The 14,365-nt window shown below is 56.3% G+C and carries 10 protein-coding genes; 4 read left to right on the top strand and 6 right to left on the bottom strand.

Going from position 1 to position 14,365, the window contains the following annotated elements:
* Positions 1-173 precede the first annotated feature (173 nt).
* The 3 genes from groES (at position 174) to AC0IM9_RS07330 (ending at position 3,044) form a co-directional block, all read left to right on the top strand.
* Complete coding sequence (groES, locus tag AC0IM9_RS07340; protein WP_054760220.1) at positions 174-461, top strand: co-chaperone GroES; 288 nt, start codon at positions 174-176, stop codon at positions 459-461.
* 56 nt (positions 462-517) lie between these two features.
* Entirely contained in the window at positions 518-2,158 is a 1,641-nt protein-coding gene (gene groL / locus AC0IM9_RS07335) for a chaperonin GroEL (protein WP_140912446.1), read from the top strand.
* Positions 2,159-2,312: 154 nt separating this feature from the next.
* Positions 2,313-3,044 carry an Hpt domain-containing response regulator gene (locus AC0IM9_RS07330; protein WP_482803557.1) on the top strand — a complete coding sequence of 244 codons (732 nt, stop codon included), beginning with the start codon at positions 2,313-2,315 and terminating at the stop codon, positions 3,042-3,044.
* Between the two features lie 53 nt (positions 3,045-3,097).
* On the opposite strand, the gene AC0IM9_RS07325 is transcribed toward AC0IM9_RS07330, so the two are convergent.
* The 6 genes from AC0IM9_RS07325 to adk form a co-directional block, all read right to left on the bottom strand.
* Positions 3,098-6,064, bottom strand: coding sequence for a FimV/HubP family polar landmark protein (locus AC0IM9_RS07325; RefSeq protein WP_482803556.1), 2,967 nt, complete (start codon positions 6,062-6,064; stop codon positions 3,098-3,100).
* Positions 6,065-6,129: 65 nt separating this feature from the next.
* Positions 6,130-7,152: an aspartate-semialdehyde dehydrogenase gene (locus tag AC0IM9_RS07320; protein WP_140912443.1), complete on the bottom strand. Its 1,023-nt coding sequence runs from the start codon at positions 7,150-7,152 to the stop codon at positions 6,130-6,132.
* Positions 7,153-7,158: 6 nt separating this feature from the next.
* Complete coding sequence (leuB, locus tag AC0IM9_RS07315) at positions 7,159-8,238, bottom strand: 3-isopropylmalate dehydrogenase (RefSeq protein WP_140912442.1); 1,080 nt, start codon at positions 8,236-8,238, stop codon at positions 7,159-7,161.
* Between the two features lie 22 nt (positions 8,239-8,260).
* Complete coding sequence (gene leuD, locus AC0IM9_RS07310; protein WP_140912441.1) at positions 8,261-8,899, bottom strand: 3-isopropylmalate dehydratase small subunit; 639 nt, start codon at positions 8,897-8,899, stop codon at positions 8,261-8,263.
* Between the two features lie 3 nt (positions 8,900-8,902).
* Complete coding sequence (leuC, locus tag AC0IM9_RS07305; RefSeq protein ID WP_482803555.1) at positions 8,903-10,309, bottom strand: 3-isopropylmalate dehydratase large subunit; 1,407 nt, start codon at positions 10,307-10,309, stop codon at positions 8,903-8,905.
* A 96-nt stretch (positions 10,310-10,405) separates the two neighbouring features.
* Entirely contained in the window at positions 10,406-11,044 is a 639-nt protein-coding gene (adk, locus tag AC0IM9_RS07300) for an adenylate kinase (protein WP_482803554.1), read from the bottom strand.
* Between the two features lie 280 nt (positions 11,045-11,324).
* Between adk and AC0IM9_RS07295 the strand changes: the two genes are divergently transcribed.
* A complete protein-coding gene (locus AC0IM9_RS07295) occupies positions 11,325-14,360 on the top strand; it encodes an ABC transporter substrate-binding protein (RefSeq protein WP_482803553.1) in 3,036 nt (1,011 codons plus the stop codon).
* Positions 14,361-14,365: the final 5 nt, after the last annotated feature.

Genomic DNA, 14,365 nt, shown 5'->3' with positions numbered 1-14,365 from the left:
TGATGCCAAAGAGCTTGACAGAGTGCAAAACCCGGATATTATTAGCACTCGTTATTGGAGAGTGCTAATAAATTGCAAGTTGTTTAAAAAACGCGTTGTCCGCTCTGGAGCGGTCGGCTTTTTAAAAAGCTTATCAGTTTTAACCTTTAACTTTATTAATCGAGGAGACATTGATGAAAATTCGTCCGTTACATGACCGTGTAGTCGTAAAACGTGTTGAGGAAGAGACCAAAACCGCTGGCGGTATCGTGCTGCCGGGTTCTGCCGCCGAAAAACCGAGCGAAGGTGAAGTGCTGGCTGTTGGCTCAGGTAAACCGTTAGACAACGGCCAGGTACGTCCTATGGCAGTCAAAGTCGGTGACAAAGTATTGTTCGGTAAATATTCCGGCACCGAAGTTAAAGTCGATGGCGAGCAATATATCGTCATGCGCGAAGAAGACATCATGGGCATCTTGGGCTAAGCCCTATTCACCTCATTTATCTTTTTCAATCTCTTTAAATATTTAGGAATTAAAAAATGGCAGCAAAAGACGTGAAATTCGGTGGCGACGCCCGTGCTTTGATGGTAGCCGGTGTCAACATTCTGGCGAACGCGGTTAAGGTAACCCTGGGCCCTAAAGGCCGTAACGCCGTGCTGGACAAAAGTTTCGGCGCACCGACCATCACCAAAGACGGTGTGTCTGTTGCGAAAGAAATCGAATTGAAAGACAAATTCGAAAACATGGGCGCGCAAATGGTTAAAGAAGTGGCGTCCAAAACTTCAGACGTGGCCGGTGACGGTACCACCACTGCAACCGTGCTGGCGCAAGCCATCGTCAACGAAGGCCTGAAATCAGTCGCAGCGGGCATGAACCCGATGGACCTGAAACGCGGTATCGATCTGGCGGTAACTAAAGCGGTTGCAGCCATCGAAGAGGCCTCTATTCCGTGCAGCGACAGCAAAGCCATCGCTCAAGTTGGTACTATTTCAGCTAACTCCGATGCATCTGTCGGCGACATCATCGCCGAAGCGATGGAAAAAGTCGGTAAAGAAGGCGTCATCACCGTTGAAGAAGGCACCGGTCTGGATAATGATTTGGACGTCGTCGAAGGTATGCAATTCGACCGCGGCTATTTGTCACCATACTTCATCAACAAACAAGAAAGCATGAGCGTCGAATTGGACGATCCTTTCGTGTTGCTGTACGACAAAAAAATCTCCAACATCCGCGAAATGTTGCCGATTCTGGAAGGCGTGGCCAAATCCGGTCGCTCTTTGTTGATCATCGCTGAAGACGTCGAAGGCGAAGCTTTGGCTACTCTGGTGGTCAACAACATGCGCGGTATCGTTAAAGTGGCTGCGGTTAAAGCCCCAGGCTTCGGCGATCGTCGTAAAGCCATGCTGGAAGACATTGCTGTGCTGACCGGCGGTGTGGTGATTTCTGAAGAAGTCGGTTTGTCTCTGGAAAAAGCCGACATCAGCCAATTGGGTACTGCAAAACGCGTCCAAATCAACAAAGAAAACACCACCATCATCGATGGCGCTGGTAACGAAGACCAAATCAAAGGCCGTGTTGCGCAAATCCGCGCTCAAGCCGACGAAGCGACTTCCGATTACGACCGTGAAAAACTGCAAGAACGTCTGGCCAAACTGGCTGGCGGTGTTGCGGTCATCAAAGTCGGCGCCGCAACCGAAGTGGAAATGAAAGAGAAAAAAGCCCGCGTCGAAGACGCCCTGCATTCAACTCGCGCTGCGGTTGAAGAAGGTGTGGTGGCCGGCGGCGGTACTGCGCTGATCCGTGCCCTGTCTGCTCTGGAAGGCCTGAAAGGCATCAACCACGACCAAGATGTCGGTATCAGCATCCTGCGTCGCGCGATGGAAGAGCCTTTGCGTCAAATCGTCAGCAATGCCGGCGATGAAGCCTCGGTCGTTCTGAACGAAGTCAAAAAAGGCAGTGGCAACTTTGGTTACAACGCCGCAACCGGCGAATACGGCGACATGATCGCGATGGGTATTCTGGACCCGGCGAAAGTGACTCGTTCAGCGCTGCAAAACGCCGCTTCCGTTGCCGGTCTGATGATCACCACCGAAGTGATGATCGCTGACGCGCCAAGCGACAACAAAGGCCCGGCAATGCCTGATATGGGCGGCATGGGCGGCATGGGCGGCATGATGTAATTCATCCCGGCTTTGGCCAGAAACCCCGGTCTCCGTAAGGAACCGGGGTTTTTTTATGCTTGCAGTCTGCGGGCGAATTGAATTCCAGATCGGCCGAAATTAAACTGAGCTTTCCAATCGACTTGAGCCGGACGGCGCAATAGCGGATTTAACCATGGCTGCTGACTGTAAAATATTGATAGCCGACGACAACGAAACCAATCTTTGGCTGCTTTGCGAGCAATTGTCGCAATGGACTCAGGATGTGATGTTGGCCGGCGACGGCCGCCAGGCGTGGAGTTTATTGGAGCAGCACCGATTTAGCCTGCTATTTCTGGATTTGAATATGCCGTTTCTGAGCGGCTTCGATTTAATCAGTCGGTTGCGCTCCCAGTCAGGTCCGAACTGCCAGACGCCGGCCGTTGCCGTCACTGCCCATGCGCAGGAAAGTCAGCGTATACAGGCATTGGCGGTCGGATTCGACGATTATCTGGTCAAGCCGATCCGTTTGGCGCGGCTGCAGGAAATCTTGGAACGGTGGCAAGCGGAAGACGTTGGTGTGGATTATTACGCCCGGCAATTGTTGGGCAAAACCCGTGATAACAAGCCGCTCAGCCAAATGTTGATCGGCAAGTTATTTGCCGAATTGCCGGTCCAATTGGCCGATATCGAACGCCTTTTAGGTGAATCGGCTAATCAGCAAGCGTGGGAAATTGTGCATAAATTGCACGGTACCTTTTGTTTTTTCGATTTTGCCGATTGTCGGACCGTGACCGAAAGTCTGGAGCAGGCCTTGCTGTCCAACCAATTGGCACAGGCCGACCAGCATTTCGAGGCGTTGAAGCAAAAATCGGTGTGGTTGTTGAACAATCAGGCTGCGGTATTGCAATCGTTGGCCGCCGGTTAAACGGCGGCTGCTACAGCTCTGGCGGCGGAATAAACGGGCGAAACAGTTCCGGGTTATTTCAATTCGTCCAACAAGGCCTGCGCCACCTGCTGTTGTTGCTTGGAACCTTTGGCTAGCACGTCTTCGGCAATCGTTTTTGCCGCGTCCAAATCGCCCATGTCGATATAGGCCTTTGCCAAGTCGATTTTGGTTTCGTACTCGTCCATGTCGGTCAGATCGGATACGCCGACTTCGAATTTGTCGTCGCTGCCGGAGCTGATAATCGGCGCGTCGAAATCAAATTCGAAATTGAAATCGTCTATTGCGTCGGATTTAGCCGTGTCCCCGGTTTCGGCTGTTTTCGGACTCAGACTGTCGAAGTCGGAGAAGTCGAATGTTTCCAGTTTTAATTCCGATTCCAGATTCAGCGGCGAATCGGCTTTGTGGGCAGTGCTTGCCAACTCGGGAGCCGCTAGGTCTGCATCGAAATTAAAATCGAAGCTTTCGATATCGGCTACAACCGGCTCCGCTGCTGCTGGTTCAGCTTGCGTCACTTCCGTAACCACGTCGCTGAAATCGAAACCTTCAATATCCAGCGTCGATTCCTCGGCAGATGCCAGTCCATTGTCGGCAACCTGCTCGGACTTAGCTGTTTTTGGCGCTTCCAGCTCGAAATTAAAATCGAAGCTATCGATGCTGGCGTTTGCAGCGGACGAGCTGTCTGCGGTTTGCGGCTCGTCGTCGGCAATGCTGGAGAATTCTATGGTCTCCAGCGCAAGGTCGTCGCTGACGGCGGCGGATTGGGGTTTCTCGTCCACTCCCGGCGCGGCGAAATCTAAATTGAAATCAAAGGATTCGATATGTTTGTCGTCGACAGTCGGTTCGTCCCGATCCGCAGGGGCAGCGTGGTCAAGGGATACGCTTTTCAGGTCCGGCGTTTTGGATTTCGCGCCGCTGTCGAATTCGCCTAAATCGAAATCCAGGCCGTTATCGTCCAGTTCCAGGTTTTTATCGAGATCCAGGTCCAGATCCGCCAATTCGTTATCCAGTAGCGCGAACACCGAGTCATCTTCCAGAGTAGCCGTTTCGGCTTCGGTCGAGGGGGCTGTAACGAAGGTAGGCTCGAATGATTCGTTGACCGCAACTGCCGCAACAGCTGCGCTGGAATGGTCGGCTTCGGCAGCGAATAGGGGCGAGTCCGCCGCAATTTCTTTGGCCATGTCCGCAATTTTTTTCCAGAACGGCTTGTCGGCTTTTTTGCCGGCGTCGGCCAGCTCTCTGGCGTAAGCGCAGAAAGCGTCTTTATTTTCGCTGGCGTAAAAGATTTCCAGTAGTTTCAGTTTGCATTCGTCGCGGTTCGGCTGTTCCTGAATCGCATGCCGGATCAGTTCTTCAGCTTGTTGGTAGCGGCCGTATGCCAGATAAACGTCGGCTTCCGAGATTGGGTCGACTTCGTTTTGGTCGGTGTCGAACGCGTCGAAATCGCTCGGCGTGAAATCGCTGATAAACGAACTTTCCCCGACAGTACCGACGTCATATTCTGACGTGTTGCTGATGTCCATGATCGGCACCGAGAGACTGCTTTCAGAATCCGGCATTTGGATTTGGCTGGCCGACGCAAACATGCTTTCGGTGTTGATGCGTTCGTCAATGTTCCGCTTGCGCCAGAGTAACCAGCCCAGTAACCCGAGCACGCCGCTGCCCAGGCCGCCGATGACCCAATAATAAGCATCGGACGAAAATAGCCCTTCCTCTTCGGCAGCCGGAGCCGGCGGCGGCGCCACTTTTATTACCGGTTTCGGCGCTGGTGGCGGAGCCGGCTGTGGCGCAGGTTGTTCCGCTGTTGGTGCTGGAGCTGGGGTTGGCGCTTGCGTCTGGCTGGGTTCCGCTTTTGCTGGTGGCGTTACCGCAGGCGCCGTCTGAGCCGGAGCCGGAGCTGGCGACGGCACAGTTTCGGCTTGCGCTGGTGTTTGTTTATTGTTTTGTAGCGACGCGAGTTGCTGGTCTTTTAATGCCAGCAACTGCTGCATCATGTTCAGCTGTTGTTCCAGCTTTTCGATGCGGGCTTGCAGTTCGAGATCTTTGCCGTCGCCGGAGGCTTCTGCTGCGCTTTCCGCGCCGGCATGCGGGGCCGTCGAATGCGAGCCGGATTTGGCTTTCTCGCTAATAGCGGTATTGGTGCCAAGTTTGGCTTCCGACGGGGCGATCAGCTCCAAAGGTTTGGCGACTTTTTCTGCCGCTGCCGGTTCGGTCTTTGCTTGTTTGGCCGCTGGTTTGGACTCTGCCCGTAGCGGTTGTTGGCCCGGCTCCAGGTTCGGGATTTTTAACAGGGCGCCTTCTTTCAGCGAGTTGATGTTGCCGTTATTGAATGCCTCGGGATTGGCTCTATGCAATGCATTCAGCATTTGATACGTCGGCACATTGCGTTCTTGGCCTAGTCGAGCGGCGACACTCCATAACGTGTCGGTTTTTTGTATGGGACCGTATTCGCCGTCGGTAGCAATTTGCTGATTGGCGCTATCACCCGGCTCCGCTGCGACCGCTCGCCGCGGTGCGGTGCGGGTTTTCCGGGCAGGGCGGGGGGGTACTTCAAGCGGTTCCTCGGAATAACTCGGACTTTGGACGACCGGGATCGTGGCTTTGTTGTAGGCGGTGGGCGGGTCTATCAGCAGCGTGAATTCGCGGGTCATGCTGCCTTGCGGCCAGGTGACTTCCAACAGGAAGTCCAGAAACGGCTCGGTCAACACTTCCCGCGAAGTGATTTTGACAAGGATGGAGCCATTGGCCTGTACGACAGGCTCGAACCTGATTTTCGACAGAAAATAATTCCAGACTACGCCTGCTTGGTCGAACTTCTCCGGCGGCGCCAAGCGAACCGACACGTCGGACGGATTTTCGCTCGGGTCGACGGTCAGTTTAATTTCGGCATTGAGGTGTTGATTCAGCGCGGAATGCAATTGTATTTCGCCGATGCCGAGCGGCAGGGCGTTAACCGGTGCCAGTAGCGAGACAACCGCTAAAGCTTTAGTTAAATTGCTCACATTGCTTTCCTTCACTGGTGACACCTCGGTGCGACGACCTCACAAAAAACAGAGCTAAGCTTAGACTAGATGTGGCTTTTTACCAGCAGTTCGGCAATCTGCACACTGTTAAGCGCGGCACCCTTTCTGACGTTATCGCTGACTACCCACAGATCGATTCCGCTCGGATGCGAGATATCTTCGCGGATCCTGCCGACGAAGACGTCGTCGTGGCCGGAGGACTCCGTTACTGCAGTCGGATAGCCGCCGTTTTCTCGTTCGTCCAGCAAGGTGACGCCCGGCGCATGGCTCAGCAATTCGCGCACGCGTGCCGCGGATATTTTCTGTTTGGTCTCGATATGTACCGCTTCGGAGTGACCGAAAAATACCGGCACCCGCACTGCGGTAGGATTAACCAGGATATCGGCATCGCCCAGGATTTTTCGAGTTTCCCAGACCATTTTCATTTCTTCCTTGGTGTAGCCGTTGTCCATGAACACGTCGATTTGCGGCAATACGTTGAAGGCGATCTGTTTCGGATAAACGCTGGGCGAAACCGGTTTCGCATTTAACAAATTGGCGGTTTGCGTCGCCAGTTCTTCGATCGCTTCCTTGCCGGTGCCGGATACGGCCTGGTAAGTGGCGACGTTGATGCGGCTGATGCCGACTGCATCGTAAATCGGTTTCAAGGCCACCAGCATCTGAATGGTGGAGCAATTCGGGTTGGCGATGATGCCGCGGTTCTTGTAGTCGGCGACTTTTTCCGGATTGACTTCCGGCACCACCAGCGGGATGTCGTCGTCGTAGCGAAATTGCGAGGTGTTGTCGATCACGACGCAGCCGGCCGCCGCGGCTTTCGGTGCGTATTCGGCCGATACCGAGGCACCGGGCGAGAACAGGCCGATCTGGACTTTGGAAAAATCGAATGTAGCCAAATCTTCAACGACCAGCGAGCCGTCTTTAAATGGAATGCGTTTGCCCGCCGAACGTTCGCTGGCCAGCGCATACACTTTGCCGACCGGGAAATTGCGCTCTTCCAGAATGGAAATCATGGTTTCGCCGACCGCGCCGGTGGCGCCGACGACCGCTACATCGTAGGTTTTAGACATCGTGGATTATCCTTGTAAAGCTTTGAGAACGGCGTCGCCCATGCCGGACGTAGTGACTTGGGTCATGCCGTCCGAGTAAATATCGGCGGTGCGCACGTTGGAATCCAGCGCCGCATTGACCGCCGCTTCGATGCGTTCGGCCGCTTCGGGTTGGTTGAAGGTGTATCTGAGCATCATCGCCACCGACAAAATCGTCGCCAGCGGATTGGCGATGCCTTGGCCGGCGATGTCCGGCGCCGAACCGTGGATCGGTTCGTACATGCCCTTGGCATTGGCGTCCAGCGAAGCCGACGGCAGCATGCCGATCGAACCGGTCAGCATCGCCGCAACGTCGGATAAGATATCGCCGAACATATTGGTCGTAACGATGACATCGAACTGTTTCGGTGCCCGTACCAACTGCATTGCCGCATTGTCGACGTACATGTGGCTCAGCTCGATGTCGGGATAGTCCTTGCCGACTTCGGTCATCACGTTGCGCCACAATTCGGTGACTTCCAGCACGTTGGCTTTGTCGACCGAGCACAGCCTTTTATGGCGTTTTTGAGCGATACGGAATGCGGAATGGGCAATACGGCGAATTTCGGATTCGCTGTAAATTTCGGTATTGGCGCCGACCTTTTCCCCGGATTCGGCAATATGGATGCCGCGCGGTTGGCCGAAGTAGATGCCTCCGGTCAATTCGCGGACAATCATCAGATCCAGGCCGGAAACCACTTCCGGTTTCAGCGTCGAGGCGTGCACCAGTTGCGGGTACAAAATCGCCGGCCGCAAGTTGGAAAACAGGTTCAGCTCCGAGCGGATGCCCAACAAGCCGCGTTCCGGCCGGATCGCGTGCGCCAAGGGTTCCCATTTCGGGCCACCCACTGCTCCCAGCAGCACTGCGTCGGCGTTCTTGCACAGGTTCAAGGTTTGTTGCGGCAGCGGCGTGCCGAAGGCGTCGTAAGCGGCGCCGCCAACCAGCGCAGTCTCGAAACTGAGGCCGAGGCCCATGTCGGTGTTGACAAAACTCAACACCTTCAGGGCTTCGGCGACGATTTCCGGGCCTATGCCGTCACCCGGTAACACGGCGATTTTTTTGGGCATCAATCGACCTTATGCTTGCGGTTTAAGCTTCTCTGAACAACCAGGGCGCGCGTTTGGCGCGTTCCGTTTCGTAAGCCTTGATCTTGTCCGCGTGTTGCAAGGTCAGTGCGATGTCGTCCAAGCCGTTCAGCAAACGGTAGCGGCGGTTTTCGTCGACGCTAAAGGCAATTGCCTCGCCGCCGGGCGTGGTGATGGTTTGGGTTTCAAGATCGATGGTCAATTGGTAACCGTCAGCCAGCTCCTTGAACAAGCGGTCCACTGTTTCGGCGGGCAGCACGATCGGCAGGATGCCGTTCTTGAAGCAGTTGTTAAAGAAGATATCGGCGAAGCTCGGCGCAATAATGGCGCGGAAACCGAAATCTTCCAGCGCCCACGGCGCGTGTTCGCGCGACGAGCCGCAACCAAAGTTTTCCCGGGTCAACAGGATTTGCGCGCCTTGGTACTGCGGTTGGTTCAACACGAAATCTTTATTCAGCGGCCGGTTGCTGCAATCCATTTCCGGCTCGCCGCGGTCCAGATAACGCCATTCGTCGAACAAATACGGACCGAAACCGGCGCGGCGGATCGACTTCAAAAACTGTTTCGGAATAATCGCATCGGTGTCAACGTTGGCTCGATCCAGCGGTGCAACCAAAGCGGTCAAAGTGGTAAAAGCCTGCATGGTTTAAGCCTCCTCGGCGACGTTGACAAAGTGGCCGGCAATCGCTGCCGCGGCAGCCATCGCGGGGCTGACCAAGTGGGTGCGGCCGCCGTAACCCTGGCGGCCTTCGAAGTTACGGTTGGAGGTCGAGGCGCAATGTTCGCCGGCGTCCAGCCGGTCGGCATTCATTGCCAGACACATCGAGCAGCCGGGTTCGCGCCATTCGAAATCGGCCGCGATGAAGATTTTGTCCAGACCTTCCGCTTCGGCTTGTTGCTTGATCAAGCCGGAACCGGGTACGACCAGCACTTGCTTGACCGACGCGGCTTTCTTGCGGCCTTTGATTGCCGCTGCCGCCGCCCGCAGGTCTTCGATGCGCGAGTTGGTGCAGGAGCCGATGAAGACTTTATCCAATTTGATGTCGGTGATTTTTTGGCCGGCTTGCAAGCCCATGTATTGTAACGCGCGTTCGATGCTTTGCTTTTTCACCGGATCGGCTTCTTGAGTCGGGTCGGGAATGTTGGCGTCGACCGGCAATACCATTTCCGGCGAGGTGCCCCAGCTCACTTGCGGTTTGATCGCGGCCGCGTCGAATTCGATCACTTTGTCGAATTTGGCGTCGGCGTCGGAATGCAGTTTTTCCCAGTAACGCACCGCCATATTCCAGTCTTCGCCTTTAGGCGAATAGGGGCGGTCGCGGTAGAACTCGATGGTTTTTTCGTCGCAGGCGATCAAACCGGCGCGGGCGCCGGCTTCGATGGCCATGTTGCAGACGGTCATGCGGCCTTCCATGCTCAACGCGCGAATCGCGTCGCCGCCGAATTCGATGGTGTAGCCGGTGCCGCCGGCAGTGCCGATTTGGCCGATGATCGCCAATACGATGTCTTTGGCGGTGACGCCGGGACCGGTTTTGCCGTTGACCTTGATCAACATGTTTTTGGCTTTCTTTTGTACCAGCGTCTGCGTCGCCAGGGCGTGTTCGACTTCAGATGTGCCGATACCGAAGGCCAGCGCGGCCGATGCGCCGTGAGTCGAGGTATGCGAGTCGCCGCAGACCACGGTCATGCCGGGCAGGGTGGCGCCTTGTTCCGGACCGACCACATGCACGATGCCTTGGCGGATGTCGGCCATGTCGAATTCGGTAATACCGAACTCGGCGCAGTTGTTTTCCAGGGTTTGCACCTGCAATCTCGAAACCGGATCGGCAATGCCTTGGGCGCGGCCCGATGTCGGCACGTTATGGTCGGCCACCGCCAGATTGCGGGCCACGCGCCAGGGTTTGCGGCCCGAGATCCGCATGCCGTCGAAGGCTTGCGGCGAAGTCACTTCATGCAGCAACTGGCGGTCGATATAGATCAAGCACGAGCCGTCGTCTTCGGTGTGAACGACGTGGTCGTCCCACAATTTGTCGTATAAGGTTTTACCTGCCATCTTGGTTTCTCTCTGGTAGGGTACGCGCGGCGTACCGTCTCTAACTAAAAGGTACGCGATACCCGAAAGGGCATAAATGCGTACCCTGAACTTTTGTTATGCCAATGCTGCGAACAGCTTGTCGGTGATGTCCTGCACCGAGCCGACGCCGGCGATCGAGGCGAATTTGGCGGTTTGGTCGGCTGCGGAATAAAAACCCACCAGCGGTTTGGTTTGCTCGTGATAGACGCTCAGGCGTTTGCGCACGGTTTCTTCCTTGTCGTCGTCGCGTTGGATCAGCGGCTCGCCGGTAACGTCGTCGACACCTTCCTGTTTCGGCGGGTTGAATACGACATGGTAGCTGCGGCCGGAAGCCGGATGTACTCTGCGGCCGCTCATGCGCTTGATGATTTCTTCGTCGTCGACGGCAATTTCCACGACGTAGTCCAGCTCGACTCCCATTTTGGCCAAGCCTTCAGCCTGGGCGATGGTGCGCGGGAAGCCGTCCAGCAGAAAGCCGTTTTTGCAGTCGTCCTGGGCAATGCGTTCCTTGATCAGGCCTAAAATAATTTCGTCGGAAACCAGGCCGCCGCTGTCCATGACCTTTTTGGCTTCGATACCCAGCGGTGTGCCTTCGCGGACCGCGGCGCGCAGCATGTCGCCAGTCGAAATTTGGGGGATGCCGAATTTCTCGGTGATGAACTGGGCCTGGGTGCCCTTGCCCGACCCAGGGCTGCCTAACAAAATAATACGCATTGCAACATCTCCGGAAGATATTGTGTGGTTAGAAAATACCGCCGTATACGGGAAATCCGGCTTGGTTAACGTTTAAGAAAAATGCCGCATTTTAACGCATTTATCGAAGGCTTGCTGATTTGTCCGGCGTCGCAAGTTTCGGGTGTCGATCGCTCAAGCCGGCGGCTGGCGGAGGTGCGCTTTCCGGAAAACGGGTTATGCTTATGCCAAACCGCTAATCCCGCGAGCGATTCGCTGCCTATGCCGGATATCGGTCTTGGAATATAGGAGGCCAGTCGGCATGGCTGTATCGAGAATCGGTTTGATAGTGTTGCTGTTCGCGGTCGTCCGGATTGCCGGCGCCGTGCAAGCCCCGGACACGGTAACGCTGCAACTGAAGTGGAAACACCAATTCCAGTTCGCCGGCTACTACGCGGCGCTACACAAGGGGTTTTACCAGGACGCCGGGCTGCGGGTCAGCATCGTCGAAGGCGGTCAGGAGCGTTCAGTTTCGGAAACGGTGGCATCGGGACAGGCCGAATTTGGGGTCGGCAATTCCCAGTTGATTTTGGATAGAGCCAGCGGATTGCCGGTAGTGGTATTGGCTCCCATCATCCAACATTCGCCGCTGAGCTTGGTGGTGCGCCACGACAGCGGCATCCGCGACGTTGCCGATTTGGCCGGCAAGCGGGTAATGTACGGGCCGAACGACGCCGAGTTGCTGGCGTATTTCATTCAATCCGGTCTGCACCCTGCCGATTACCAGCGCCAAACCCATAGCCAAAACATCGACGATCTGATCGAAGGCCGTACCGACGCGATTTCCGCCTACTCTCCCGATCAGCCTTACACGCTGCATCAGGCCGGCATCGGTTACACCGAGTTGCGGGCTATCGACGCCGGTATCGATTTCTACGGCGATACCCTGTTTACCAGCGAGGCACAAGTCAAACGGCACCCCCAGCGCGTCAGGGCCTTTCGGGCGGCAAGCTTGAAGGGCTGGGCCTATGCGTTGCAGCATCCTGACGAAATCGCCGAGTTGATTCAGCGCGAATACATCCCCGAAAGGCCGTTGGAACATCTGAAGTGGGAGGCCAGACAATACCGCCGCTTCATCATGGCCGACCTGATTGAACTCGGCCACAACAGCGAGTCGCGCTGGCAGCACATCGCCGATATTTACACCCGCCTGGGTATGCTGCCGGAAAGATTCGATTTTAGCGGCATGATCTACCATCCCGACGGCCAGGACCTGTCCTGGCTGTATCCCTGGTTGGCCGGTACGCTGACGATACTGATACTGTTAGGCGGATTTGCCTATCTGCAAATGCGGAGCCGTCGCGCAATATTCCGCGTGCTGAGTCGCCAAGAGAAGATGACCGCCAACTTGCCGGGCATGATCTACCAGTTCCTGCTGCGGGCCGATGGCCGTTCCTGCTTTCCCTACGCCAGTGCCGGCATTTACGGTGTTTACGGCGTCGATCCCGCTGCCGTGCGTGTCGACGCGGCGCCGATGTTCGAGGTATTGCATCCGGACGATTTGGAAAGAGTACGGCGGAGTATCGCGCTTTCCGCCGAGAGCCTGAATGTCTGGCGCGACGAGTACCGCGTGATCCATCCCGAGCATGGCGAGATTTGGCTGGAAGGCCATGCTACGCCGACCCGGCTGGAAAACGGTGATGTTCTGTGGCACGGTTTTATCACCGACATCAGCGAGCGCAAAGCAATGGAGCAAGCCTTGCGTAAGAGCGAGGCGCGATTTCGCAACATTGCCGCCACGGTGCCGGGCATGCTCTGCGATTACGTGTTACCGCCTCGGCCCGATGCCGGTTTTCTCTATGTCGGTCCGCGCTGTCGCGACATTTTGGAGCTGGAGCCGGAGGCTGTGCTCGGCGACGCAAGGGCTTTCACCCGCTTGATTCACCCCGACGATCTGCCGCGGCTGGCCGTCGAAGAGCAAAACGCCAGCCGGGAAGGGCGTTATTTCAATGCCGAGTTTCGCATCATCGCGCTGTCCGGCCGCTTGAAATGGCTGCAATTGACCGCCCAGCCCAATCCGGCGGCCAACGGCGAATCGGTGGTGTGGACCGGCATCATGCTGGACGTCACCGAGCGTAAGCAGGCAGAGGAAAAATTGGCACAGGCCAAGGAGGTCGCAGAGTCGGCCAATCGCGCCAAATCGGTGTTTTTATCCAGTATGAGCCACGAGCTGCGTACGCCTTTGAATTCCGTCATCGGATTCAGCCAACTGCTGGAGTCCGATACGGACGAACCTTTGACCGAGGGGCAGCTCGGTTCGGTGCGGATGATACTCGGCAGCGGCCGGCACTTGCTGAAACTGGTCAACGAAATTCTGGATCTGGTTCGTATCGAGTCCGGCAAAACCGAACTCAAATTGGTGCCGGTGGCATTGCTGCCGGTGTTCAAGGAAGTCATCCTGTTGTTGTCGACCATGGCTTCGGCCCGCGGCATTGAATTGCGCCTGTGCCGTTGCGACGATACCGCCGCTGAGAGCCAGCCGGCGGCACAGAGCCCGGCGTTAGCGGTCAAGGCCGATCTCGACAAGCTCAGGCAGTTGTTGCTGAATCTGGTCTCCAATGCCGTCAAATACAACCGGGACGGCGGCACGGTCGATTTGGATTGTCGGATTCAAGGGAAGACCGTAACAATCGATGTGACAGACACCGGAATAGGCATCCCGGAGCGCTACCAATCCGAATTGTTCAAGCCGTTTCAGCGCCTGGGTGCGGAGCGCAGCTCCATCGAAGGCACCGGTATCGGTTTGGTGATTTGCAAACAATTGGCCGAGGTCATGGGGGGGCGTATCGGCTGCGAAAGCCGGGAGGGCGTCGGCAGCCATTTCTGGGTGGAGTTGGCCGTGGCCGAGCCCGAGCCAGAGTACATTTCCGAGGCGGTGGACGCCGAAGACGCCGGCGTGAATGGTGTTGTCGGCGCGGGTGTCTGCGGCAAGGTGGTGTATGTCGAGGACAACTCGGTGAACGTCGACGTGATGCGCCAAGTATTCCGGCGGCTGCCGGAGTTGCAGCTTGACGTCGCCGCCAGCGCCGAGCAAGCCTTGCCGATGATCCGGGCTTTGCAACCGGATTTGGTGTTGATGGACATCAATTTGCCGGGTCTGAGCGGCGAGGCTGCCTTGCGCGATTTGCGCCGCGATCCGGCGACCGCCGCCGTTCCGGTGATTGCGATCAGTGCGGATGCCATGAGCGAGGATGTGGCCCGCTACATGGCGGCCGGATTCCAGGCCTACGTCACCAAACCGTTCAATATCGCAGAGTTGATCGGCTTGATCCGCCGCTGCATAGCCGGGCAGACCTAAACATT

Source organism: Methylomonas sp. Uni0011 (genome assembly GCF_056850255.1).
This window is presented reverse-complemented; position numbering and strand designations above follow the sequence as displayed.